Source organism: Mesorhizobium sp. WSM4844 (genome assembly GCF_055811775.1).
This window is the reverse complement of record NZ_JBVVQB010000024.1, coordinates 77,444-101,646: the sequence shown is the minus strand read 5'-3', so window position 1 is coordinate 101,646 and position 24,203 is coordinate 77,444. Positions and strand designations below refer to the sequence as shown.

Below are 24,203 nucleotides of genomic sequence, written 5' to 3'. Positions count from 1 at the left end.
CCGTTCGGGCATACTTCACCAATTGTCGATGTCGGCGCTGCCCCTCATCGCCCTGCCGGGCACTTCTCCCCGTATAGTGACGGGGAGAAGGACGCCGTCACCGAGGATTTCGCCAATCGGCAGCGGTGCAGGAAATCCCCTTCTCCCCGTCTCTATACGGGGAGAAGGTGCCGGCAGGCGGATGAGGGGCAGCGCAAACCTGAAACGATTGCGCTCGGAGCGCCTCCGCCTACTCGCCGTAGACGTCGAAGGCAAAGTACTTGTCGTTGATTTCCTTGTATTTGCCGTTGGCGCGCAGCGCGTCGATCGCCGCGTCGAGTTTTTCGGCCAGCTCCTTGTTGCCCTTCTGCAGCGCGATGCCGACGCCTGGGCCGTGGATGGCCGGGTCGGGGGCCAGGGTGCCGAGCAGCTTGCAGCAGGCGCCCTCGGGTTTTTTCAGCCATTCGGTCAGCAGGATGGAGCCGTCCATCACCGCGTCGAGGCGGCCGTTGACCATGTCGGTGCGGGCGTCGTCGCCGGTCGGATACGGTCTGATGGTCGAGCCTGCGTATTTCTGTTCGGCGAAATTCTGGTGGATCGTGGCGCTCTGCACGCCAAGCGCCTTGCCTTTCAGGTCCTCGGGCGAGGTGCCGGTGACGGTCGAATCCTTGGGCACCGCGATGGCCGGCGGCGTCTGATAGTATTTGTGGGTGAAGTCGACCTTCTCGGCGCGTTCCGGCGTGATGGTGATGTTGATGATGGCATCGAACTTGCCGGCCTGCAGCGCCGGGATCGAGCCGTCGAAATCCTGCACGACGAACTCGCACTCGGTCTTCATCTCGGCGCACAGCGCCTTGCCGAGGTCGATGTCGAAGCCGCCCAGCGTGCCGTCGGCATTGGCATAGTTGAACGGCGGATAGGCGCCCTCGGTGCCAAGCCTGAGTTTCTTGTCCTGGGCGGAGGCAGCGCCGGTGGCGAGCGCCAGGGCGACGGCAGCGGCAGCCAAGAAACGACCGAAAAGGCGCATGATCCAGATCTCCGTTGTGGAGCAAAGTCTACGGGGTTTTGTGTGCGCGGCGAAGACGGAAACGACATTCCCTACGGCGATCACGGCGCGGCAGGGCCGATTGCAGGTCAGCCGGCTGCTCGTCTCCGCCCGGTGGCGGCCAGGTCGATCGCCGACCCGTCCGCGGAAAGGGCGACGCCAAATTTCTCGCTGGCCTGTTCGGGCGTGTAATAGCCCAAGGCGACATCCCGCAGCACCAGTTGCGGATCGCGCTGCAGGGGATCGCCATAGCCGCCGCCGCCCGGCGTGCCGACGCGCACGCGGTCGCCGGCCTTCAGCGCGATGTCCTGCTCCTTGGAGAGATGCGGCGGCACATGTTCTCTGCCGTCGCGAAAAACGGTCACCGTGTTGACCGCGCCGTCCCTGCCGCTGAGCGCGCCTTGCGGGCCGAAGCGGCCGTGGTCCATGACGAAGGAGGCGCGGGCGTCGCCGCGCAGGATCTCGACCTCATAGGCGAGCCCAAAACCGCCGCGATGCCTGCCGGCGCCGCCCGAGCCCTCGCGCAGGGCATAATGGCGGTAGAGCACCGGAAACGCCTGCTCCATGATCTCGACCGGCGGCGATTTGGAAATGCCGATGGTCGAGCAGCCATTGCTCAGGCCGTCATGACCGGCATTGCCGCCATAACCGCCGCCGGAGATCTGGTACATGACGTAATCGCGGCCGCGCGCCGGATCGTTGCCGCCGAGCGCGAAATTGCCGCTGGAGCCGGCCGGAGCCGCCGTCACCTTGTCGGGCAGCGCCTGCACCATCGCCGCGAACACCGCTTCGGCGATGCGCTGCGAAACCTCGGCGGCGCAACCGGACACCGGGCGCGGATATTTGGCGTCGAGGAAAGTCCCTTCCGGCCGATTGACGACCAGCGGCTCGAAGGCGCCGGCGCTGATCGGCACGTCGGGGAAAATGTGGCGCATGGCGAGATAGACCGAGGACAAGGTCGTCGCCAGCACGCTGTTCATCGGCCCGGCGCACGGCTTTGACGAGCCGGAAAAATCGAAGCTGAGCGTGTCGCCTTGTTTCTCGACCGCCAGCGCAATGGTCAGTGGCTGGTTGACCACTCCGTCGGAATCGACAAAGGCTTTGGAGCGATAGATGCCATCGGGAATGGCCGCTATGTTGGCGCGCATCTGCTCGGCGGCGCGGCGACGCAGTTCGGCAATTGCCTCGACAACCGTTTCATCTCCGTAACGATCCAGGATTCCGTTGAGCCGGTCCTGGCCGATCAGCAGCGCAGCCGCCTGCGCGCGGATGTCGCCGATGCGCTGGTCGGCGACCCTGATATTCGAGCAGATGATGGCGTAGATCTCGCGGTCGAGCACGCCCCGCTTGAACAGCTTTACCGGCGGCAGCCGCAAGCCTTCCTGCTCGACCGCGGTTGCCGAGGCGGAAAAGCCGCCCGGCACCGAGCCGCCGATATCGGGCCAGTGGCCGGTGTTCGACAGCCAGCAGAAGATTTTTCCGTCGCGGTAGACCGGCATGGCGAAGCGCACATCCATCAGATGGGTGCCGCCGAGATAGGGGTCGTTGACGATGTAGATATCGCCAGGCTCGGGCGGCAGGCAGCGTCCGTCGGCGATCATTTCGATCACCGTCCTGGTCGAATACTGCATCACGCCGACGAACACCGGCAGGCCTTGGCTGCCCTGTGCGATCAGCGATCCGTCGACCGCCGAATAGATGCCGTCGGAGCGGTCGTTGGCCTCGGCAATGACCGGCGAGAAGGCGGCGCGCGAAAACGTCAGGTCCATCTCGTCGCAGACCTGCTGCAGCGCCGCCTGGATGACCGAAAGCGTGATGGCGTCGAGAGTGATCATCCGCGCGGACCCCCACCCCTAACCCCTCCCCACAAGGGGGAGGGGGATTCTCGTTGGCGCTCAAAGCAGCAAATCGCTGCTTGTCGATGCCAGGAACTGGTGGCTCGACCAAATCCTCCTCCCCCTTGTGGGGAGGGGTTAGGGGTCCTCTTCGATGAAAGCCTTATCATAACTGCCCCACCTCGATGATGATGTTGCCGTCGGCGTCCGAGCGCGCCCGGTCGCCGGGCTCGAGCACGGTGGTGGCGTCCATCTGTTCGAGGATCGCCGGCCCTTCGATGACGGCGTCGAGCGGCAGCTTTTCCCTGACATAGACAGGCGTGTCGTGCCAGCGCCCGCCATACCAGACCGTGCGGATTTCGCGGCGCGCCTCATCAAGCGTTCTGGCGCGGCCAGCCGGGTCGATCAGCCGCGACAGGTCGATCGCCGGCCGCACGCCGGTGACGGAAGTGTTGAGGTTGACCAGATTGGCGCGGATTTCCGGCAGCTCGACCTTGAAGCGGGCGAAATAGGCCTTTTCGAACAGCTGCTGCAGGACGGCGCGCGTCACCGAAGACGACGGCAGCGGCACGTTGATGATGTGGGTCTGGCCGACGAACTGCATGTCGGCGGAATGGGTGACGCGGATCGTCTCCGGCTTCACCGCTTCCTTGCCGATCAGCTCTTCGCCTTCGTTTCGGTGCCGTTCCAATATCTCGTGAAGCTGGATTTCATCAAGACCGGCCACCGGTTGGTTGACGGTGTTGACGAAATCGTGCCTGAGATCGGCGACGACGCAGCCAAGCGCATTGGTGATGCCCGGCCGCGCCGGCACCAAGACTTTTGGCAGGCCGAGTTCCCGCGCCAGCGCTGTCGCATGCAGCGGCCCGGCGCCACCAAAGGCGAACAGCGCGAAATCGCGCGGGTCGTGGCCGCGCGATACCGAGACCATGCGGATGGCGCCGGCCATCTTGATGTTGCCGAGCCGCAGCACCGCACCTGCCGCCTCGACGCCGGACAGGCCGGTGGGGCGGCCGATCCTGTCTTCGAAGATGCCGGCGACGTGTTCTGATGTGACCGGGTTCTCGACCGAGAGCAGCTTTTTCGGCGCCAGCCGGCCAAGCACCAGATTGGCGTCGGTGATGGTCGGTTCAACGCCGCCGCGGCCGTAGCAGATCGGGCCGGGATTGGCGCCGGCGCTTTCCGGGCCGATCTGGATCAGGCCGGCCGCATCGACGCGGGCGATCGAGCCGCCGCCGGCGCCGACGGTGTGCACCGCCACCATCGGCACATGGATCGGCATCGCATATTCCATCTCGATCTCGTTCGACACCGCCGGCTCGGCATTGCGGATCAGCGCCACGTCGGTCGAGGTGCCGCCCATGTCGTAGGTGACCAGGTTTTCGAAGCCGGCGCGTTTTCCGGTATAGGCGGCGGCGATGACGCCGGAGGCCGGGCCGGACATCACGGTCTTGGCCGATTCACGGGTGACAAAGCGGGCCGAGATCATGCCGCCATTGCCGTTCATGATCAGGAAGTCGCGGGCGTAGCCTTTTGACGCCAATTCCTTGCGCAGCCGCTCGACATAGCGCTCGAGGATCGGCTGCACCGAGGCGTTGACCGCAGCGGTGACGCCGCGCTCGAATTCGCGCGCTTCCGACAGCAGCGCATGGCCTGTCGTGATGTAGCTGTTCGGCCAAAGCGCGGCGGCGATCTCGGCGGCGCGCCGCTCATGCGCCGGATTGGCGTAGGAATGCAGGAAATGGATGACGAGGGATTCGCAGCCGGCCGCGAGCAATTGTGAAACCGCGTCGCGCATCTCGGCTTCGTCGAGCGGAATGCGCACCGCGCCCGAGGCTTCGACGCGCTCCGACACTTCAAGCCGCAGATTGCGCGGAATGATCGGGACGAAGCTGCCGGTCATGCCATAGGCCTGCGGCCGCGTCCGCCGGCCAAGCTCGATGACGTCGCGAAAACCGCGCGTGGTGATCATGCCGGTCCTGGCCAGCCGGCGTTCGAGCACTGCGTTGGTGGTGGTGGTCGTGCCGTGCACGATGAGGTCGATGCCGCGGATGGGGAAGCCGGTGGCGTCGAGGGCCGAAACGACCCCAAAAGCCTGGTTGTCGATGGTGGTCGGGGTCTTGGCGATATGCACCTTGCCACCGTGACGGCCGTCGATCAGCAGCAGGTCGGTAAAGGTTCCGCCGACATCGATGCCGGCGACGACGCTGCCCGAGGAATCCAGCGTCTGCGCCGAAAAATTCTCTTCCATTGTCGAAACCCGAAATGTCAGGACTACAGATATGTCTCAGTTTGGAAAGGTGTTTCAGCCTGGCGTCTTGACGCAAATATCATTTGTATACTAATAAATTCCGGACACAAGAGCTTACCGCTTGGCAGTGTGCAAACGGCACGCCTGAACCTGATCGGTTCGGGCGCGCAGGAGAAAGTTTGGCGTCAGCGCCCTCGGGTTGGGCCAGAAGGTTAGGCCAGAAGGTTAGGTTTGATGAACACCACATCCGCGCTCAACACCGCCGGCGCCCGGCCGCTGCAGTTTCCGATTCCGGCCAATGTCTATGCCGAGACCGTCGTCTCGGTGAAGCACTATACCGACCGGCTGTTTTCGTTCCGCATCACCCGGCCGCAATCGCTGCGCTTCCGCTCCGGCGAGTTCGTCATGATCGGCCTGCCCAATGCCGAAAAGCCGGTGTTCCGCGCCTATTCGATCGCCAGCCCCGCATGGGACGACGAGCTCGAATTCTTCTCGATCAAGGTGCCGGACGGCCCGCTGACGTCTGAGCTGCAAAAAATCGAGATCGGCGACACCGTCATCATGCGGCAAAAATCGACCGGCACGCTGGTGGTCGACGCGCTGACCCCGGCCAAGCGCCTGTTCATGATCTCGACCGGCACCGGCATCGCGCCCTTCGCCAGCCTGCTGCGCGACCCCGATACTTTTGAGAAATTCGAGCAGGTCGTGCTGACCCACACCTGCCGCGACAATGCCGAACTGACCTACGGCCAGGAGCTGGTTGCAGAGCTGGAGAACGACCCGCTGATCGGCGAGCTGACCGGCGGCCGCGTCACGCTCTACAATTCGACGACGCGCGAAACCTCCGAGCGCATGGGCCGCATCACCGCGCTGATCGGCTCGGGAAAATTTTTTACCGATCTCGGCATCGACAAGCTCGACCCGGAGACCGACCGCATCATGATCTGCGGCTCGATGCACATGCTCAGGGATGTCAAGGAACTGGCCGAAAGCCTCGGCTTCGAGGAAGGCTCGCTGCATCATCCGGCGAGCTTCGTCGTTGAACGGGCGTTTGTCGGCTGAGACGCTCCGCTTGCTTCTGTGACGTCGGGATTGGCGAAAGCCGGATCACGGCCGATCTCCCCCCTTGCGGGGGAGATGTCCGGCAGGACAGAGGGGGGTGCTGTCCCTCCGGCGTCAAAGACGCCTGCACTGCCGCGAGAAAGTCAGGGATCCCAAGGCCCATTCTCGGATGACGAAGCGTAGAATGAAAGCAGTAGCGATCCTTCCCACCCCCCTCTGTCCTGCCGGACATCTCCCCCGCAAGGGGGGAGATTGGCAGCTTCTACGCCGCAGCGCTGTTCGGCTGATGTCACAGCTGGCTTTTTCAACTATGACCGCCTGAAGGACTCGTGAAGCGCTGCTTCACGGTCTATCTTCGACCGCAAGTCGTCGAACAAAGGGGCAGGAGATGAGCAGCACCAGCCGCGAAGCAGAGCGCGGACCTTCGAAGATCACGCCGCTGCCGGCGCGCACCGCCGCCAATGCGCCGGCGCCGCAAGCGCACGGCATTGCCCGCAATCCCGGCATGAAGCTCGATCTCGGCTTCATGGAATCGATGCGCAGCGTCAACCGCTCGGCGCTGGAACGGCGTGTCGCCAGCCTGACCAAGCGGCGCTCGATCAAGGCGGACAACCAGGCCGCCTGGCTGCTGCGCGCCGTCGCCTGCATGGACCTGACGACGCTGAACTCGAACGACACCGACGAGCGCGTGCGCCGGCTGTGCGCCAAGGCGGTCAATCCGTTCCGCCGCGACATCGTCGAAGGCCTCGGCATTACTGACGAGGAGATCCGCCCGGCGGCGGTCTGCGTCTATCACCCCTTCGTCGCCACTGCCGTCGATGCGCTGCGCGGCAGCGGCATCCATGTCGCCGCCGTTTCCACCGCCTTCCCGCACGGCCTCACGCCACTTTCGACGCGCCTGCAGGAGATCGAAGCCTCGGTGAGCGACGGTGCCGACGAGATCGACGTCGTCATACCGCGCGGCCTGGTCTTCGCAGCGAAATGGCAGGAACTCTATAACGAGATCGTTGCGATGCGCGCCGCCTGCGGCGAGGCGCATCTGAAGGTGATTCTCGGCACCGGCGACCTTGCGACGCTGCGCAACGTCATGCTGGCGTCGATGGTGGCGATGATGGCGGGCGCCGATTTCATCAAGACGTCGACCGGCAAGGAAAGCGTCAACGCGACGCTGCCGGTCGGCCTTGCCATGGTGCGCGCCATCCGCGCCTATTTCGAGGAGACCGGCTACCTCATCGGCTTCAAGCCGGCCGGCGGCATTTCGACGGCAAAGGCGTCGCTCGACTGGCTGGTGCTGATGAAGGAAGAACTCGGCCGGCGGTGGCTGGAGCCAGACCTGTTCCGCTTCGGCGCGTCCAGCCTTCTGACCGACATCGAGCGCCAGCTCGAACACCATCTGACCGGTCACTATTCGGCCAATCATCGCCACGCGATGGCGTGACTATCGGGAGCGCCCCATGAACATTCTCGAACGCTATCACGCCATGGATTATGGTCCGGCGCCGGAGGCCCGCAATGAGGCCGATGCCTGGCTTGCCGCGCGTGATTTTTCCAAGGCGCTGTTCATCGGCGGCGACTGGAAAGCGGCCGCAGGCGGCAAGACCTTCGACACCAGCGATCCGTCTTCGGGAAAATTGCTGGCCAAGGTGTCGGATGCCGGAGCTGCCGATATCGACGCGGCGGTTTCGGCCGCGGCCAAGGCGCTGCCGAAATGGAGCGCCAGCTCCGGCTACAGCCGTGCAAAGGTGCTCTATGCCATCGGCCGCGCCATGCAGCGTAATCAGCGGCTGTTTGCGGTGCTGGAATCGATCGACAACGGCAAGCCGATCCGCGAAAGCCGCGACATCGACGTGCCGTTGGCCATCCGCCATTTCATCCATCATGCCGGCTGGGCGCAGGCGCTGGACAGGGATTTTCCGGATCAGAAGGGCGTCGGCGTCGTCGGCCAGATCATCCCGTGGAACTTTCCGCTGTTGATGCTGGCCTGGAAGATCGCGCCGGCACTGGCCGCCGGCTGCACGGTGGTGCTGAAGCCGGCCGAGTTCACGCCGCTCACCGCCATCCTGTTCGCCGAGATCTGTGAGCGCGCCGGCGTGCCGAAGGGCGTCGTCAACATCGTCCAGGGCGGGCCGGAGGCAGGCGCGGCAATCGTCAACCATCCCGGCGTCCAAAAAATTGCCTTCACCGGCTCGTCCGAGGTCGGCAAGATCATCCGCAAGGCCACTGCCGGGTCGGGCAAAAAAATATCGCTGGAGCTTGGCGGCAAGTCGGCCTTCGTCGTCTTCGAGGATGCCGACCTAGACAGCGCCGTCGAGGGACTGGTCGACGGCATCTGGTTCAACCAGGGCCAGGTCTGCTGCGCCGGCTCGCGCCTTTTGGTGCAGGAAGGCATCACCGAGGCCTTCATCGCCAAGGTCAAGACACGGATGAGCCGGCTGCGCGTCGGCAGCCCGCTCGACAAGAACACCGATATCGGCCCGCTGGTCGACCTGACCCAGCTCGATCGCGTCAAGGGGCTGGTCGCCGAAGGCGCCAGGCAGGGCGCCATCTGCTGGCAACCGGACGTGGCGCTGCCGTCTTCCGGTTATTATCACCTGCCGACACTCGCCACCGGTGTTTCTCCGGCCAACATCCTGGCCCAAGAAGAAGTATTCGGCCCGGTGCTGGCGACCATGACCTTCCGCAACACCGAGGAAGCGATCGAGCTCGCCAACAACACGCGTTACGGCCTGGCCGCCTCGGTGTGGAGCGAGAACGTCAACCTTGCGCTGCACGTCGCGCCGCAATTGAAGGCCGGCGTCGTCTGGGTCAACGGCACCAACATGTTCGATGCCGCCTGCGGCTTCGGCGGTTATCGCGAGAGCGGCTTTGGCCGCGAAGGCGGGCGCGAGGGCATGCTCGAATATCTCTCGGCAAAGCTGCCGCTCGGCCCGGCCATCAAGCCGGCACCGGCTACGACAAAACCTGTCGAGCGGGCGGAAGGCGACGCCATCGACCGCACGGCAAAGCTGTTCATCGGCGGCAAGCAGGTCAGGCCGGACGGCAATTATTCGCTTGCCGTCGCCACCGCCAAGGGCAGGCTTGCCGGCGAGGTCGGTCTCGGCAGCCGCAAGGATATCCGCGATGCCGTCGCGGCTGCACGCGCCTGCAGGGCCTGGCCGGAGGCGACCGCCTATAACCGCAGCCAGGTGCTGTATTATCTGGCCGAGAACCTGTCCGGCCGTGCCGATGAATTTGCCGCGCGTCTAATGCAGCTTACCGGCGCTACCGCCAAAGCCGCGCGCGACGAGGTCGAGCTGTCGATCGAGCGGCTGTTCCTCTATGCCGGCCTGGCCGACAAGTTCGAGGGCAGCATTCACCAGCCGCCGGCCCGCGCCGTCACTTTGGCGCTGCATGAGCCGGTCGGCGTCGTCGGCATCGTGGCGTCCGACAATGCGCCTTTGCTCGGCCTGATCTCGCTGGTGGCGCCGGCGCTGGCGATGGGCAACACGGTGGTCGCGGTGCCGTCGGAAAAATATCCGCTGCTTGCCACCGATCTCTACCAGGTCATTGAATATTCCGACGTTCCGGCCGGCGCCATCAACATCGTCACCGGCCGCACCGCCGAGCTCGCCGGCGTGCTGGCCAGGCATGACGATGTCGACGGGCTGTGGCTGTTCGCCGATGCCGAGACCTGCGCCAGGGCCGAAGCCGACTCGGTCGGCAATCTCAAGCGCGTCTGGACCGGCAACGGCCGCAGCCTCGACTGGGCGTCGAGCGAGGCCGCCGGCGATGCGTTGCTGCGCCGCGCCGTCGAGGTCAAGAACGTCTGGGTGCCCTACGGCGACTGAGCGTGCGTCGAAGTCGGCGCCGCCCCTCATTGCCCTGCCGGGCATTTCTCCCCGTATAGTGACGGGGAGAAGGACGCTGCCTCGGCGCCGGGCTTGACGGGCTAAAACATGTTCTTTACCGAGAAAAAACATTTGCCGCCCCTAGGCGAATAACACCCGGGCGGCGACAGAGGGAGGAAAAAGCATGGCGGATCTGGCAGGCAAGATCGTTGTCGTCACGGCGGCGGCGCAAGGCATCGGCCGGGCGAGTGCGCTGGCTTTTGCCAGGGCAGGCGCTGTCGTCCACGCCACCGACATCAACGAAGTGCTGCTCGCCGAACTCGGCAAGACGGCAGATATCAAGACCCGCAAGCTCGACGTGCTGAACGACGAGGCGGTCGAGAACGCCTTCGCCAAGATCGGCGCCGTCGATGTGCTGTTCAACTGCGCCGGCTTCGTCCACTCCGGCTCGATCCTCGAGATGAAGGACGCCGATCTCGATTTTGCCTATGATCTCAACGTCCGCTCGATGATCCGCACCATCCGCGCCGTGCTGCCCGGCATGCTGGAGCGCGGCGACGGCTCGATCATCAACATGGCGTCGCTGGCCGGCTCGACCAAGGGCGTGCCCAACCGCTTCGTCTATGGGCTGACCAAGGCGGCCGTCATCGGCCTGACCAAATCGGTCGCCGCCGACTATGTCGGCAAGGGCATACGCTGCAACGCCATTTGCCCGGGCACGGTCGAAAGCCCGTCGCTGGAGGACCGCATGCATGCGCAGGGCGACTACGAGGCGGCCCGCGCCGCCTTCATCGCCCGCCAGCCGATGGGCCGCCTCGGCACAGCAGAGGAAATCGCCGATCTCGCCGTCTATCTGGCCGGCGCTACCTATACGTCGGGACAAGCTTATAATATCGACGGTGGCTGGTCGATCTAAGAGGCCTCCGGCCGCAACCAGGAGAAAAAGAATGAAACTGCTGCGCTATGGCGAAGCGGGGAGCGAACGCCCCGGCCTGCTCGATGCGGATGGAACGATCCGCGACCTCTCCGCCCATGTCACCGACATTGCCGGCAAGGCGCTCGACCCGGCATCGCTCGAGACATTGTCGAAGCTCGATCCGAAATCGCTGCCGGCGGTCTCCGGCAATCCCCGCATCGGCGCCTGCGTCGCCGGCACCGGCAAATTCATCTGCATCGGCCTCAACTATTCCGACCACGCCGCCGAGACCGGCGCCACCGTGCCGCCGGAGCCGATCATCTTCATGAAGGCAAGCTCGGCCATCGTCGGGCCTGACGACGACGTGCTGATCCCGCGCGGCTCGGTCAAGACCGACTGGGAAGTCGAGCTTGGCGTGGTCATCGGCAGAAAAGCCAAATATGTCACCGAGGCCGAGGCGCTGGATTATGTCGCCGGCTACTGCGTCGCGCACGACGTGTCCGAGCGCGCCTTCCAGGCCGAGCGCCAGGGCCAGTGGACCAAGGGCAAGTCCTGCGACACGTTTGGGCCGATCGGCCCGTGGCTGGTGACCAAGGACGAGGTCCAGGACCCGCAGAACATCCCGATGTGGCTGAAGGTCAACGGCAAGACGATGCAGAACGGCTCGACCAAGACCATGGTCTATGGCGTCGCCTATCTGGTGTCCTATCTCAGCCAGTTCATGTCGCTGCATCCCGGCGACATCATCTCGACCGGCACGCCGCCGGGCGTCGGGCTGGGCATGAAGCCGCCGGTGTTCCTAAAACCCGGCGACGTCGTCGAGCTCGGCATCGAAGGGCTGGGCATGCAGAAGCAGACGTTCAAGGCGGACGAGTAGGATTCTTCCTTCTCCCCTTGTGGGAGAAGGTGGATCGGCGCGGAGCGCCGAGACGGAAGAGGGGTGTTGGACGGAGTGCTGTCGGAGCCAAGCTGGAGCACCCCTCATCCGACCGAGCTTCGCTCGGCCACCTTCTCCCACAGGGGGAGAAGGAAAAAGGGGCGCGCTATTTCAGCACCTTGCCATCGTTCCCGAACCGATAAGTCTTCGCCGGATCCGGCGTCGCGTAGAGCGTTGCGCCCGGCTCGGCGTTGTAGACGCCAAAAATGCGCACGGTGATCAGCCCGGCCTTTTCGCAGTCGAGATAGAGGTTGGTGTCGGCGCCGAGGTGCTCGGCATGGACGACCGTGCCTTTCCAGGCGCCGGATTTCGCATCGACGGTCAGGTGCTCTGGGCGGACGCCGATGGTCTTGGCCGTCTCGCCAAGCCTGGCGCCGTCGACGAAATTCATCTTCGGCGAGCCGATGAATCCGGCGACAAACTCATTTGCCGGCGCATTGTAGAGCTCCATCGGTCCGCCGATCTGCTCGATCTTGCCCGCATTGAGCACGACGATCTTATCGGCCAGCGTCATCGCCTCGACCTGGTCATGGGTGACGTAGATCATCGTCGCCTTCAGCCGGCGATGCAGTTGCGCGATCTCCAGCCTGGTGTTGACGCGCAGTGCGGCATCGAGGTTGGACAAAGGCTCGTCGAACAGGAAAAGCTTGGGCTCACGCACCACGGCGCGGCCGATGGCGACGCGCTGGCGCTGGCCGCCGGACAGCTCGGCCGGGCGCCTGGCGAGATAAGGCTCCAGCGACAGCATAGAGGAGGCGATGCCGATGCGGCGGTCGATCTCGGCCGCCGGCGTGCCTGCCTGCTTGAGGCCGAGGCCCATATTGTTCTTCACCGTCAGATGCGGGTAGAGCGCGTAGGTCTGGAACACCATGGCGATGCCGCGCTTGGCCGGCGGGGTCGCGGAGACGTCCGCGCCGTCGATGACAACACGGCCCGAGGTCGAATCCTCCAGCCCGGCGATGACCCTGAGCAGCGTCGACTTTCCGCAGCCGGAGGGGCCGACGAAGACGACGAATTCGCCATCGGTCACTTCGAGGTTGATGCCCTTCAGCACCTCGACCGGCCCAAACGCCTTTTTCACATTCTCGATGTTCAACGAGCCCACGGCGTTCCTCCGGATTGGAATGTGGGCGCCAAGGCACCCCCCTCTGGCCTGCCCTCTTTGCCAAAACTTGGCATCTCCCCCGCAAGGGGGGAGATCGGCAGCGTTTGCGTCGATGCCTGTTCTGCCGCGTCAAAAGTTGGCGAAACCGGTCGTGACATCCAGTCTCCCCCCTTGCGGGGGAGATGGCCGGCAGGCCAGAGGGGGGTAGCGCCAAGCGCGTTCCCTGACAGCGATCCGTATATCAAAGTCGCACCGCCTTCCCGCTGCGGACGCTCTCGTCGGCGGCAAGGCAGACGGCGAGCGACTTCACCGCGTCGTCCATGTGGCGGGTGAGATCAATATCCTCGCGGATCGCCTTGAGCAGAAAAGCCTGTTCGCGGTCGCAGAGACCCTGATGGCCGGGTTCGCCTTCCATCGACAGCATCTCATCCGGCTTGGCGAATTTTCCGTCCGCGCCGGTCGCCGCACTGTGCAGGCGGATGGTCGAGGTCCTGGTGTGGGTGTCGATGTCGTCGGATCTGACGCCCTCCTTCATGACGATCGACACGCAGCCATTGGGCGAGATCACGTCCTTCACGAAGAAGGCGGTTTCCGAGATCATCGGCCCCCAACCGGCCTCGTACCAGCCGACCGAACCATCGTCGAACAGCACCTGCAGGTGCCCGTAATTGTACATTTTTGGCGCAATCTCGTCGGTCAGCCTCAGCCCCATGCCGCGCACCTCGACCGGCCTGGCGTCGGTGATCTGCAGCATCACGTCGAGATAATGCACGCCGCAATCGACGATCGGCGACGTCGTCTGCATCAATTGCTTGTGCGTCTGCCAGCTATGGCCGGAGGATTGCTGGTTGAGGTTCATGCGGAACACGTAAGGGCCGCCGAGCTTGCGCGCCTCGGCGATCAGCCTGATCCAGGACGGGTGATGGCGCAGGATGTAGCCGATCACCAGTTTTCTGCCGTTGGCCTTGGCTGCGGCGACGACGCGTTTGGCATCCGCCACCGTCGTCGCCAGCGGCTTTTCGACAAAGACATGGCAGCCGGCCTCGAACGCCTTGACCGCATAGTCTGCGTGGCTGTCGGAATAGGTGGCGATGCAGGCGATTTCGGGCCTTTCGTCGCGCAGCGCCTCGTCGAAGGAGCGCCTGATGCCATAGAAGGAAAGCCCGGCCGGCAGCGGCACGTCCGAGCGGTTGACAAGTGCGGCGATCTGGAAGCCGGGGTTGGTATGATAGGCCAGCGCATGGCTGCGGCCCATGTTGCCGAGGCCGGCGACGACGACGCGAAGAGGTTTTTCCGAGCTCACTTGACCGCTCCCGAGGTGATGCCGCGGATCAGCTGCCGCGAGAAGATGACGTAGAGGATCAGCACCGGCATGATCGCCAGCGACAGTGCGGCCAGGATGGCGTTCCAGTTGGTGACGAACTGGCCGAGGAACAGCTGCGCGCCGAGCGTCACCGTCTTGGTCTCCTCCGACGGCGCCAGGATCAGCGGAAACCACAGATCGTTCCAGATCGGGATCATGGTGAAGACGGCGACAGTCGCCATCGACGGCCGCACCAGCGGCAGCACCAGCCGGAAGAAGATGGTGTATTCGGACAGGCCGTCGATGCGTCCGGCATTCTTCAGATCGTCGGAGACCTGCTTCATGAATTCCGACAGGATGAAGACGGCGAGCGGCAGGCCTTGCGCCGTATAAACCAGGATCAGCGCCGTCAGCGTGTTGACCAGCCCGCTCGCCACCATCAATTGCAGGATGGCGACGGTGCCGAGGCGGATCGGGATCATGATGCCGAGGGCGAGATAAAGCCCCATCAGCGAATTGCCGCGAAAACGGTATTCCGACAGCGCAAAGGCGGCCATCGCGCCGAACAGCAGCACGAAGAACAGCGAGGCGACGGTGACGACAAGGCTGTTCTGGAAATAGTGGATGAAATCGCCCTGGCCGATGACGGTGGTGTAGCCGATCAGGTCGAAGGTTTTCGGGGTCGGCGGCGTCAACGGCGCACCGAAGATGCCGGCGCGGGATTTAAACGAATTCATGATGACGATGATCACCGGAAACAACGCGATCACCGTGTAGGTCGACAGCACCGCATGGGCGCCGATGGTGCGGGGCAGGGAGTGGGTCGCCGTGCTCATCTTACGCCTCAGAACTGATAGCGACGCAGGCGCGTCTGGACGAGGAACAGGTAGACGCAGACGCCGCCAAGGATGATCAGGAACATCATCGTGGCGATCGCCGCGCCCATGTTGGGATCGCCGACCTGCAGCTGGAAACCGAAGAAGGCGCGGTAGAGGAAAGTGCCGAGAATATCGGTCGAATAGTTCGGCCCGGCCAGCGCGCCTTGCGCGGTGTAGATCAGGTCGAAGGCGTTGAAATTGCCGACGAAGGTGAGGATCGAGATGATGCCGATCGACGGCAGGATCAGCGGCAGCTTGATCTTCCAGAATTGCGCCATGCCGGTAATGCCGTCGCATTCGGCCGCTTCGATCACCTCCTCTGGGATCGACAGCAATGCCGCATAGATCAGCATCATCGGGATGCCGACGAACTGCCACACCGAGATCAGGCTGAGCGTGGTCAGCGCATATTGTTCTTTGCCGAGCCACGGCGTGAACAGGCTTTTGAGGCCGACAAGATCCATCAGGTTCGGCGCCACGCCCCACAGCGGCGACAGGATCAGCTTCCAGGCGAAGCCGACGATGACGAAGGACAGGATCGTCGGGACGAAGATCGCCGTGCGGTAGAAGGCGGAGAATCTCAGCCGCGGGCTGGACAGCAGTGCGGCCAAAAGCACCCCGATCGGATTTTGCACGATCATGTGGATGATGAAGAACCAGACGTTGTTGCGCAGCGCGTTCCAGAAATTGACCGACCAGTTGGGATCGCCGAACAGCCTGCGGAAGTTTTCCAACCCGACGAAGACCTGGGCCTGGTCGATGTTGCGGAACAGCGAGAGCTGCAGCGTGCCGGCCAGCGGCAGGATCATGATCGCCGTATAGACCAGCACCGCCGGCGCCAGGAAGACGACGATATGCCAGCGGAACGGTCGTTTCGGTGCTGCGGCCATGCGTTCGGTCCCCGCCGATCAGGTTCTTGCATTTGCCGCCAAAGGGTGCGGCGCCTCCCTCCCCCTCGAGGGGAGGGTGCCTCGCGAAGCGAGGCGGGTGGGGTCGGCCAAGGCAGTGCGCCATCGCGACTTCGACCGTGCCTTTCAGCAAAGATGAAGCCGCAGCCTGCCTCGACCGACCCCCTCTGTCGCCTTCGGCGACATCTCCCCCTCGAGGGGGAGATTAGCGCGCGCTCTTATTTCGCCGGCTTGTACCAGCTGTCGAGGCCGTCCTGCAGCTTCTTGGCGGCAGCTTCCGGCGTGACGGTGCCGTTGATGACGTTGGCCGATTCAACCCACGTCTCGTTCTCGAGGTTCGGCGTGCCGCGCGACAGGATCTGGTAGGTCGAGCGGATCGTCGACTTGCACTTGTCGCGCCAGGAGACGAATTCCTGGGCCAGCGGGTCTTCCATCTTCACCGGGGTGTTGTTCAGGCTGAAGAAGCCCGGCAACGCGTTGGCGTAGATGGTGGCGAAATCCGGCGACGCCACCCAGGTCAGGAAGGTTTTCGCCGCATCCGCATTCTTCGACGCCGCATTGAGGCCCATGCCGATGTCGGTGTGGTCGGAGATGTAGCAGGTGTCGCCGGCCTTCTGCACCGGCGGTGGGAACGCGCCCATCTTGAACTGCGCCTGGGTGTTGAACAGGCCGATCTCCCACGAGCCGGCCGGGTAGATGGCGGCGCGGCCGAGGGTGAACAGGTTCTGGCTGTCCGGATAAGTCTGCGCCTCGAAGCCGTCGCCGAGATACGGCTTCCACTTGGCCAATTCCTTGAAAGGCTCGACCCACTGCGGATCGGTCAGCTTCTGCTCACCCTTGATCAGCGCCAGACGGCCTTCTTCGCCCTTCCAGTAGTTGGGGCCGATGTTCTGGTAGCCCATGGTCGCGGCTTCCCAGAGATCCTTGGTGCCCATCGCCATCGGGATGTAGGTGCCGTCGGCCTTGATCTTGTCGAGAGCGGCATAAAACTCCTCATTGGTCGTCGGCACCTTGATGCCGAGCTGGTCGAAGGCGTCCTTGTTATAGATGAAGCCATGGATGACGGAAGCCATCGGCACGCAGAAGCTCGACTTGCCGTCGTCGGTCTGCCAGGCGGCCTTGGCGACGTCGGAAAAATTCTCCATGCCGGGCAGCGTCGAGATATCGGCGAGATTGCCCTTCTTGAACAGCTCCAGCGACTTGTCGAACGGGCGGCAGGTGATCAGGTCGCCCGCCGAGCCGGCGGCGAGCTTGGCGCCCATCGCGGCGTCATATTCGGTCGGCGCCGACGGCGCGAACACCACCTTGATGCCCGGGTTCTTGGCCTCAAAAGCCGGGATCAGCTTGTCCTTCCAGATGGCAAGGTCGTCGCCGCGCCAGCTTTCGATGTTGAGCGTTACGTCCTGGGCACAGGCCATTCCGGCCGAGCCGAGAATGCTGGTGCCGAGAAGCAGTGCCGTCAGTAGTTTGGTTGTCATGCTCAGTCTCCCTGTTGACCTTTTTCAGGTTCGGTTTTGAGAACAGAGGCTTTCTGCCTCATGCTCCCCTCGATCGCGGAAAGCGCCGGGCGCAGCTTCTGGCCGGTCCCTTCCAGCATCTTCTGCGCCGCATCGGCGCTGGCGGCGCCGGCGGCGAGCAGAATGGCGGTCTTGACGGCGCCGCCGCTGATCTCGAGCAGGCGCGCCGCATCGTCCCTGTCGCGTCCGCTGATGGCGGCGACGATGCGGGCAGCGCGGTCGCGCAGCTTGATGTTGTCGGCCATGAGATTGACCATATAGCCGTCATGGACATGGCCAAGATGGATGGCGGCCAGCGTCGACAGCATGTTGAGCGCGATCTTCTGGGCGGTGCCGGCGCCCATGCGGGTCGAGCCGGCGATCAGCTCCGGCGGCGTTTCGAGCAGGATGGCAATGTCGGCCAGCCGAAGCAGCGGCGCATCCTTGTTGTTGGCGATGGCGATGGTCGCCGCGCCGCGGCGCCTGGCGTCCTCGAGCGCCCTGACCGCATAGGGCGTCGAGCCGCTGGCCGAGACCGCGATCAGGCAGTCGCCCTCGCCGATGCCGGCAGCAGCAACCGCTGCCGAGGCTTCGTCGGTGTCGTCCTCCGGCCCGCCGGCCAGTGTCTTGAAGGCATCGTCGCCGCCGGCGATCAGGATGGCGATACGGTCGCGCTGAATGCCGAAGGTGCCCGGCAGCTCCAGCGCATCGGCCAGCGCCATCAGGCCCGAGCTGCCGGCTGCCGCGTAAGCGAGCTTGCCGCCGCTGTTCAGCCGGCTGGCGATGATCTCGGCGGCTTTGGCGATGGCCGGAATGGCGCCGCGCACCGCCTTGGCGGCCTCGATCTGCGCGTTGGCCAACGAGGAAAGGATGGCGTCCGGAGCCTGGATGTCCAGCCCCTCGGTATTCTGGTGAAGCGCTTCGGTGCGCGTTTCGGCCATCCGCTTTCCCTCCAATCCGCAAAACAATACCAAAAAAATACCACTTGTCCACACGCATTAGCGATTTCCCTGCCTCGGAACTGGCCTTTCGTCAAAATGCCTAGGTTTTTCAATACAATACGCCTTAATCTTTTTGAAACGGAAATTAATCCTTGGCTATTGGTATTTTATTGGTATTATCCGCGAAGAGGAGAAATCGTGTGAAATTCGTGCTTGGCATCGATGGCGGCGGCACCAGCTGCAGGGCGGCTCTTGCAACGGTGGACGGGACTGTCGTCGGCCGCGCCAAGAGCGGTGCGGCCAACATCCGCACCGATCTCACCGGCGCCAGGGCCAACATCGTCGAGGCGGCAAGGCAGGCCTTTGTCGCCGCCGGGCAGGACCCCGAACTGATCCCACAGACCCCGGCCATCCTCGGCCTCGCCGGCGCCAATGTCGGCACCTACAGGCAGCAGCTCGAAGCGATCCTGCCGTTCAGCCAAAACCGTGTCGAGACCGACGCCGAGATCGCGCTGGAAGGCGCGGTCGGCTCCGGTGACGGCGCCATGGCTATCCTCGGCACCGGCACCGCCTATATGGCGCGCAAAAACGGCAAGTCGCGCGCCATCGGCGGCTGGGGATTCCAGGTCGGCGACCAGGGCAGCGGCGCCCGCATCGGCCGCGACCTGCTCGAGCAGACGCTGCTCGCCTATGACGGCATCCGCCAGGGATCGCCGCTGACGCAGGCCATGCTCGCCGTCTTCCGCGACAATCCCGAGGATTTGGTCGAGTTCACCACCAACGCAAAACCCGGCGATTTCGGCGGCTTCGCGCCCAAAGTTTTCGAGCATGCCGAAAAGGGCGACATCGTCGCCAACTGGATCCTCGACAAGGCAATCGCCGATGTCGAGGCAGCACTTGGCGTGCTCGATCTCGGCGACGACGATCCGCTCTGCCTGCTTGGCGGGCTGGCGCCGCTCTATGCGCCGCGCCTGTCGGCGCGCTACCGGGCGCTGCTGAAGCCGCCGCTCGACGATGCGCTGGGCGGCGCCGTGCAGATGGCGGTGCGCGTTTTCTCGGGTGCGACGGAGGCGGCGCGATGAGCGAGGCCGCCGACCAGATATTCGCCACGCTGAAACAGTCGGCGCAAAGCGGCGCGCCGCTCTATCTGCAGCTCAGGAAGAGCATCGAGGACGCGGTCAATCGCGGCCTGATCGGGCCGGGCGACGCGCTGCCGTCCGAGCGCGACATCGCCAGCAAGGCCGACATTTCGCGGGTCACCGTGCGCAAGGCGGTGCAGGATCTGGTCAAGGGCGGCATCCTCGTCCAACGCCACGGCTCCGGCACCTTCGTCGCGCCGCGGATGGAGCGCGTCGAGCAGTCGCTGTCGCGGCTGACGTCCTTCACCGAGGACATGGCGCGGCGCGGCATGGCGGTGCGTTCGGCCTGGCTCGACCGCGGCCTCTATGCGCCCTCGCCGGACGAGATGATGGTGCTCGGCCTGTCATCGAACGAACTGGTGGCGCGGGTGGCGCGCCTGCGCATTGCCAACGATACGCCGCTGGCGATCGAGCGCGCGGCACTGTCTGCCAGCGTGCTGCCCGACCCGGCGGCGATCGGTTCGTCGCTCTACGCGGCGCTTGAAACGACCGGCCATCGGCCGGTGCGGGCGGTGCAGCGCATCTCCGCCGCCAATCTCGGCGACGACGACGCGCGCCTGCTCGAAGTGCCGCCTGGCATTGCCGGCCTGCACATCGAGCGTATTTCCTATCTGGCGAGCGGCAAGGTGATCGAATTCACCCGCTCGATCTACAGGGGCGACGCCTATGATTTCGTCGCCGAGCTCCGGCTGAGCGGGCCGGGCGAAGAGGGCCGGCCATGAGCACAGTAAACACCCAAATGGGGATTACCCATATGCGGCGCGAGATCGAGGAGATCCCGGAGGCCACCGCGCGCCTGCTCGACGGCTCGGCAGCGGTGCTGACCGAGGCCGGGCGCGGCATTCGCGAGCGCGATCCAAACTTCGTCGTCACCGTAGCGCGCGGCTCCTCCGATCATGCCGCCACGTTCATGAAGTATGCGGTGGAACTGACCGCCGGCCTTGCCGTCGCGTCGGTCGGCCCGTCGATCGCTTCGATCTATGGCGCCAGGCTCAAGCTGGCCGGCTCGGCCTGCCTGGCGATCTCGCAGTCGGGCAAGAGCCCGGACATCGTCGCCATGGCGCAAGCCGCGAGAGCCGGCGGTTCGCTGACCGTCGCCATCACCAACACCGCCGATTCGCCGCTGGCGCGGGCCTGCGACTACGCCATCGACATCCTGGCCGGCCCGGAGCGCAGCGTCGCGGCGACGAAGACCTTCGTCAATTCAGCCGTCGCCGGCCTCGCCTTGATGGCGCATAGCACCGGTGACGACAAGTTGCTGGCAGCACTTGCCCGTTTGCCGGAACATTTCCGCAAGGCGATCGCCTGCGACTGGATGGCGCTGGCCAGCGCCCTTGAGACGCAGAAGTCTCTGTTCATCCTCGGTCGTGGTCCGTCCGCGGCGATCGCCAACGAGGCGGCGCTGAAATTCAAGGAAACCTGCGCCATGCACGCCGAGGCCTATAGTGCAGCCGAAGTCATGCATGGCCCGCTGGCGCTGGTCGGGCCTGACTTTCCGGTGCTGGCGCTCGCCGCCCGCGATGCTTCCGAGCCGTCGGTCGCAGAGGCCGCCGACAGCCTGGCGGGCAAGGGCGCGGCCGTTTTCGTGACTTCGGACAAGGCGACAAGCGCTCAGCACCTGCCGCATGTCGCCACCGGCCATCCGTTGACCGACCCGCTGGCGCTGATCGTGTCGTTCTATGGCTTCGTCGAGGCCTTTGCCCGCCATCGCGGTCTCGATCCGGACACGCCGCCCAATCTTCGCAAGGTGACGGAAACCATATGAGCGACCGTTTTGCCCTGACTGGCGCCCGGATTTTTGACGGCGACGACTGGCACGACAACGCTGCCCTTGTCGTGCGAGACGGCCTCGTTGAGGCCATCGTTGCCACCGGAGCCGTTCCGTCCGGCGTCGAGCGTATCGAAACCGGCGGCGGCATGCTTGCACCGGGCTTTGTCGACCTGCAGGTCAATGGCGGCGGCGGCATCATGCTCAACGACCATCCCGATGTTGCTTCGATCGAAACCATCTGCCGGGCGCACGCGCCGTTCGGCACGACGGCGCTGCTGCCGACGCTGATCACCGACACGCCTGAGATCACCGCGTCGGCGGTTGCCGCCGGGGCCGAGGCCGCACGGCAAAAGGTGCCGGGCTTTTTGGGCCTGCATCTCGAAGGCCCGCATCTGTCGATCGCCCGCAAGGGCGCGCATGACCCGGCGCTGATCCGGCCGATGCTGGATGCCGACCAGGCGATGCTGATTGCGGCGCGGAAAAACCTGCCGGTGCTGCTGACGACTGTAGCGCCGGAATCGGTCGACACCGTTCGCGTTTCGGCGCTGGTCGAGGCCGGCATCGTCGTCAGCCTCGGCCATTCCGACACCTTCTATGCCAAGGCGCGCGCGTTCGCCGATGCCGGCGCAACAATGGTCACCCATCTGTTCAACGCCATGAGCCAGATCGGCAACCGCGAGCCGGGGTTGGCGGGTGCCGCCATCGATACAGGCACATTGTTTGCCGGGATCATCGCCGACGGCATCCATGTCGATCCCGCCACCATGGCCATCGCGTTGCGCGCCAAGCAGGGCCCGGCAAAAATTTTCCTGGTCACCGACGCGATGGCGACGATCGGCACCGACATGACCTCATTCACGCTGAACGGCCGCGCCGTCTACCGCAGGGACGGCAGCCTGCGGCTTGCCGACGGGACGCTGGCCGGCGCCGACCTCGACATGATCTCCGCCGTGCGCTTCGTCCACCGTGTCGTCGGACTGGACCTGTCGGAAGCGCTGCGTATGGCTTCGCTCTATCCGGCGCAGGCGATCGGCCAATCACACCGGCTCGGGCGGTTCGCCAACGGCACCGCCGCCGACATCGTTGCGCTGTCGGACGAATTGGACGTCAAGGGCGTCTGGATAGAAGGCAAGAGGGTTTTCGAGGTCGGTGTAGCAAAGGGCGCCTAAGGTATCAGCCGTTCGGCCCGCAGCCTGAAGCGGGTGGTTGTTCAAGTGTCCCTCTTGTCCCCAATCACCTGGGCTGGCGCCGGAAGCCGCGACGCGGCCGGTCTCGCCGGTTTCGGCAGCAGGCGGCGCACGGCCGGCGCGGCCGCCACATCGTTCCTGGCGGCGAACAGCTCGTGGTTCTTCTCGATGTCGTCGAGCTTGTAGCGATAATTGACCATCAGGCCATGCGCCTGACGCAAGGCGCGGGGCGACAGATCGCCGAAAAGGTCGATGCGCTCCAGCCGCGCGCCATTGCCGAGATGGAACCGGGCGACCGGGTCGATCACCTTGCCGGAGGCGGTGCGGGATTCGAGGAAATACTGTGCCGCAAGAGGAAGCAGCGCCGGGCCGACGCGGTCGCGAGCGGCAGCGTCCGCATGCCAACCCTCGTCGGCGACGAGGTCCAACACTTCGGCGGCCGAGGGGATGGTTTCGGCCTGCTCGGCCAGCCAGCGGGCAAAGCCCGGCACTGGCGACAGCGTGACGAAATCGGTCAGGCCGGGAAGGTCGCGGCGCAGATCCTCGACCACCTGCTTGATCAGAAAATTGCCGAAGGAGATGCCGCGCAAGCCCTCCTGGCAGTTGGAGATGGAATAGAACACCGCTGTCGTAGCCTGCCGTGGCGGCACCGGCGGCCGCTCGTCGGCGAGCAGCTCGGCGATCGTCGTCGGCATCGCCCGGGTCAACGCGACCTCGACGAAGATCAGCGGCTCGTCGCCGAGCTGCGGATGAAAAAACGCATAGCAGAGCCGGTCGTCGGGTTCGATCCGGCGGCGCAGATCGTCCCAGGTGTGGATGGCGTGCACCGCCTCGTAGCGGATGATTTTTTCCAGGATGTTGGCCGGCGTCGACCAGTCGATCCGACGCAGCACCAGGAAGCCGCGGTTGAACCAAGACGACAGCAGGTGGGTGAAGTCGGCATCGACGATGGCGAGATCGGGCGATGTAGGCAGCCGGGCAAGCAGATCCTGGCGCATGCGCACGAGCGTCTCGATGCCGCCGGGCGCCAGGTTCAAACGGCGCAGGAGCTCCTGCCTGGCCGGCTCGGCGGCGTCGTGCAGGGCAAGTGCCGAGCGATCGTCGGGCTCGGCGCGATAGGCATCCACCGCGGCGGCAAGCCTGGCGTGATCGGTGCCGAAACGATCGCGCAGCACATGCAGGAAAGCCAGCCTGCCGTCGGCGCCGAGGGTGCGCCAGCGATCGAGTATTTCTCTTGCATAGGCGACGCCCGATGCCTCGCCCTGGCTGGAAAGCAGACGGACGCACAGACGTGCCAGGCTGTCGGCCGAAACCGGCTCGTCACCGCGCACGAGGTTCAGCATCATCCGGCCGCGGTCGGCGATGGTGTTCAGCAGGTCAGCGAAGAAAGGGCTGCGGTTCATCGATCCGACCGTCGAAGAGGAGCCTGCGGGAGGGTCCGGAGAGACATGAGGGTGAGACAGAGAATATGGTTGGTAGTTTTGGATATGCCAATAAGATCGCCAAAAATGGACAAGGCCATTTTGGCTGGGGATCGCATGTCACGAGCACAAGCGCACCGGCGTCGGCCAACGAATTCCTGACTGGCTGGGAGAACAGCGCGTGCCGGTGACGGCGCGCCGG

General features: G+C 64.7%; 19 protein-coding genes. 9 read left to right on the top strand and 10 right to left on the bottom strand.

From position 1 onward, the window contains the following. Positions 1–229 precede the first annotated feature (229 nt). The 3 genes from AC0L2A_RS19770 to AC0L2A_RS19760 form a co-directional block, all read right to left on the bottom strand. Entirely contained in the window at positions 230–1,006 is a 777-nt protein-coding gene (locus tag AC0L2A_RS19770; protein ID WP_473610207.1) for an ABC transporter substrate-binding protein, read from the bottom strand. A 107-nt stretch (positions 1,007–1,113) separates the two neighbouring features. Beyond that, positions 1,114–2,859, bottom strand: a complete 1,746-nt coding sequence (locus tag AC0L2A_RS19765) for a hydantoinase B/oxoprolinase family protein (protein ID WP_473610205.1) — start codon at positions 2,857–2,859, stop codon at positions 1,114–1,116. Positions 2,860–3,025: 166 nt separating this feature from the next. Beyond that, positions 3,026–5,110: a hydantoinase/oxoprolinase family protein gene (locus tag AC0L2A_RS19760; protein ID WP_473610204.1), complete on the bottom strand. Its 2,085-nt coding sequence runs from the start codon at positions 5,108–5,110 to the stop codon at positions 3,026–3,028. Between the two features lie 234 nt (positions 5,111–5,344). Between AC0L2A_RS19760 and AC0L2A_RS19755 the strand changes: the two genes are divergently transcribed. The 5 genes from AC0L2A_RS19755 (at position 5,345) to AC0L2A_RS19735 (ending at position 11,792) form a co-directional block, all read left to right on the top strand. Next, positions 5,345–6,172, top strand: coding sequence for a ferredoxin--NADP reductase (locus AC0L2A_RS19755; protein WP_473521940.1), 828 nt, complete (start codon positions 5,345–5,347; stop codon positions 6,170–6,172). Between the two features lie 388 nt (positions 6,173–6,560). Further along, on the top strand, positions 6,561–7,610 hold the full coding sequence (gene deoC, locus AC0L2A_RS19750; RefSeq protein WP_473610203.1) for a deoxyribose-phosphate aldolase: 1,050 nt from the start codon (positions 6,561–6,563) through the stop codon (positions 7,608–7,610). A gap of 16 nt (positions 7,611–7,626) precedes the next feature. Further along, positions 7,627–9,999: an aldehyde dehydrogenase family protein gene (locus AC0L2A_RS19745; RefSeq protein WP_473610201.1), complete on the top strand. Its 2,373-nt coding sequence runs from the start codon at positions 7,627–7,629 to the stop codon at positions 9,997–9,999. Positions 10,000–10,183: 184 nt separating this feature from the next. Continuing rightward, positions 10,184–10,915, top strand: a complete 732-nt coding sequence (locus tag AC0L2A_RS19740) for an SDR family oxidoreductase (protein WP_473610200.1) — start codon at positions 10,184–10,186, stop codon at positions 10,913–10,915. 31 nt (positions 10,916–10,946) lie between these two features. Further along, a complete protein-coding gene (locus tag AC0L2A_RS19735) occupies positions 10,947–11,792 on the top strand; it encodes a fumarylacetoacetate hydrolase family protein (RefSeq protein WP_287258962.1) in 846 nt (281 codons plus the stop codon). Positions 11,793–11,958: 166 nt separating this feature from the next. On the opposite strand, the gene AC0L2A_RS19730 is transcribed toward AC0L2A_RS19735, so the two are convergent. From AC0L2A_RS19730 to AC0L2A_RS19705, 6 genes are all read right to left on the bottom strand, one after another. Next, positions 11,959–12,957 carry an ABC transporter ATP-binding protein gene (locus AC0L2A_RS19730; RefSeq protein ID WP_473610198.1) on the bottom strand — a complete coding sequence of 333 codons (999 nt, stop codon included), beginning with the start codon at positions 12,955–12,957 and terminating at the stop codon, positions 11,959–11,961. Between the two features lie 241 nt (positions 12,958–13,198). Then, on the bottom strand, positions 13,199–14,260 hold the full coding sequence (locus AC0L2A_RS19725; RefSeq protein ID WP_473610197.1) for a Gfo/Idh/MocA family protein: 1,062 nt from the start codon (positions 14,258–14,260) through the stop codon (positions 13,199–13,201). After that, the gene (locus AC0L2A_RS19720; protein WP_473610195.1) at positions 14,257–15,096 is read right to left on the bottom strand and encodes a carbohydrate ABC transporter permease; all 840 of its coding nucleotides are present in this window, start codon (positions 15,094–15,096) and stop codon (positions 14,257–14,259) included. Before AC0L2A_RS19720 ends, AC0L2A_RS19725 begins: the two co-directional genes overlap by 4 nt. Positions 15,097–15,104: 8 nt before the next feature. Next, on the bottom strand, positions 15,105–16,028 hold the full coding sequence (locus tag AC0L2A_RS19715) for a carbohydrate ABC transporter permease (protein WP_473610194.1): 924 nt from the start codon (positions 16,026–16,028) through the stop codon (positions 15,105–15,107). Positions 16,029–16,264: 236 nt separating this feature from the next. Further along, the gene (locus tag AC0L2A_RS19710) at positions 16,265–17,524 is read right to left on the bottom strand and encodes an ABC transporter substrate-binding protein (RefSeq protein ID WP_473610193.1); all 1,260 of its coding nucleotides are present in this window, start codon (positions 17,522–17,524) and stop codon (positions 16,265–16,267) included. A 2-nt stretch (positions 17,525–17,526) separates the two neighbouring features. Next, a complete protein-coding gene (locus AC0L2A_RS19705; protein WP_473610191.1) occupies positions 17,527–18,483 on the bottom strand; it encodes an N-acetylmuramic acid 6-phosphate etherase in 957 nt (318 codons plus the stop codon). Between the two features lie 200 nt (positions 18,484–18,683). Between AC0L2A_RS19705 and AC0L2A_RS19700 the strand changes: the two genes are divergently transcribed. The 4 genes from AC0L2A_RS19700 to nagA are packed head-to-tail and all read left to right on the top strand — an operon-like array spanning position 18,684 to position 22,562. Further along, the gene (locus AC0L2A_RS19700) at positions 18,684–19,565 is read left to right on the top strand and encodes a glucosamine kinase nucleotide-binding domain-containing protein (RefSeq protein ID WP_473610190.1); all 882 of its coding nucleotides are present in this window, start codon (positions 18,684–18,686) and stop codon (positions 19,563–19,565) included. Beyond that, positions 19,562–20,344 (top strand): GntR family transcriptional regulator, encoded by a 783-nt coding sequence (locus tag AC0L2A_RS19695; protein ID WP_128244746.1) that lies wholly within the window; start codon positions 19,562–19,564, stop codon positions 20,342–20,344. The genes AC0L2A_RS19700 and AC0L2A_RS19695 overlap by 4 nt, the downstream gene beginning before the upstream one ends. A gap of 32 nt (positions 20,345–20,376) precedes the next feature. Then, positions 20,377–21,387, top strand: a complete 1,011-nt coding sequence (locus AC0L2A_RS19690; protein ID WP_473514599.1) for an SIS domain-containing protein — start codon at positions 20,377–20,379, stop codon at positions 21,385–21,387. After that, positions 21,384–22,562 carry an N-acetylglucosamine-6-phosphate deacetylase gene (nagA, locus tag AC0L2A_RS19685; RefSeq protein ID WP_473610188.1) on the top strand — a complete coding sequence of 393 codons (1,179 nt, stop codon included), beginning with the start codon at positions 21,384–21,386 and terminating at the stop codon, positions 22,560–22,562. The genes AC0L2A_RS19690 and nagA overlap by 4 nt, the downstream gene beginning before the upstream one ends. 41 nt (positions 22,563–22,603) lie before the next feature. Here the strand turns inward: nagA and AC0L2A_RS19680 are convergent, their stop codons facing one another. Then, positions 22,604–23,983, bottom strand: coding sequence for a malonyl-CoA decarboxylase (locus AC0L2A_RS19680; RefSeq protein ID WP_473610187.1), 1,380 nt, complete (start codon positions 23,981–23,983; stop codon positions 22,604–22,606). Between the last annotated feature and the right edge of the window lie 220 nt (positions 23,984–24,203).

What these genes read in the sequence shown, in the direction of transcription:
- AC0L2A_RS19705 (WP_473610191.1), bottom strand. Translation starts at nt 18,483, where the DNA reads ATGGCCGAAACGCGCACCGAAGCGCTTCACCAGAATACCGAGGGGCTG.
- AC0L2A_RS19740 (WP_473610200.1), top strand. Translation starts at nt 10,184, where the DNA reads ATGGCGGATCTGGCAGGCAAGATCGTTGTCGTCACGGCGGCGGCGCAA.
- AC0L2A_RS19690 (WP_473514599.1), top strand. Translation starts at nt 20,377, where the DNA reads ATGCGGCGCGAGATCGAGGAGATCCCGGAGGCCACCGCGCGCCTGCTC.
- AC0L2A_RS19720 (WP_473610195.1), bottom strand. Translation starts at nt 15,096, where the DNA reads ATGAGCACGGCGACCCACTCCCTGCCCCGCACCATCGGCGCCCATGCG.
- AC0L2A_RS19745 (WP_473610201.1), top strand. Translation starts at nt 7,627, where the DNA reads ATGAACATTCTCGAACGCTATCACGCCATGGATTATGGTCCGGCGCCG.
- nagA (WP_473610188.1), top strand. Translation starts at nt 21,384, where the DNA reads ATGAGCGACCGTTTTGCCCTGACTGGCGCCCGGATTTTTGACGGCGAC.
- AC0L2A_RS19760 (WP_473610204.1), bottom strand. Translation starts at nt 5,110, where the DNA reads ATGGAAGAGAATTTTTCGGCGCAGACGCTGGATTCCTCGGGCAGCGTC.
- AC0L2A_RS19755 (WP_473521940.1), top strand. Translation starts at nt 5,345, where the DNA reads ATGAACACCACATCCGCGCTCAACACCGCCGGCGCCCGGCCGCTGCAG.
- AC0L2A_RS19735 (WP_287258962.1), top strand. Translation starts at nt 10,947, where the DNA reads ATGAAACTGCTGCGCTATGGCGAAGCGGGGAGCGAACGCCCCGGCCTG.
- AC0L2A_RS19765 (WP_473610205.1), bottom strand. Translation starts at nt 2,859, where the DNA reads ATGATCACTCTCGACGCCATCACGCTTTCGGTCATCCAGGCGGCGCTG.
- AC0L2A_RS19680 (WP_473610187.1), bottom strand. Translation starts at nt 23,983, where the DNA reads ATGAACCGCAGCCCTTTCTTCGCTGACCTGCTGAACACCATCGCCGAC.
- AC0L2A_RS19710 (WP_473610193.1), bottom strand. Translation starts at nt 17,524, where the DNA reads ATGACAACCAAACTACTGACGGCACTGCTTCTCGGCACCAGCATTCTC.
- AC0L2A_RS19695 (WP_128244746.1), top strand. Translation starts at nt 19,562, where the DNA reads ATGAGCGAGGCCGCCGACCAGATATTCGCCACGCTGAAACAGTCGGCG.
- AC0L2A_RS19715 (WP_473610194.1), bottom strand. Translation starts at nt 16,028, where the DNA reads ATGGCCGCAGCACCGAAACGACCGTTCCGCTGGCATATCGTCGTCTTC.
- AC0L2A_RS19770 (WP_473610207.1), bottom strand. Translation starts at nt 1,006, where the DNA reads ATGCGCCTTTTCGGTCGTTTCTTGGCTGCCGCTGCCGTCGCCCTGGCG.
- deoC (WP_473610203.1), top strand. Translation starts at nt 6,561, where the DNA reads ATGAGCAGCACCAGCCGCGAAGCAGAGCGCGGACCTTCGAAGATCACG.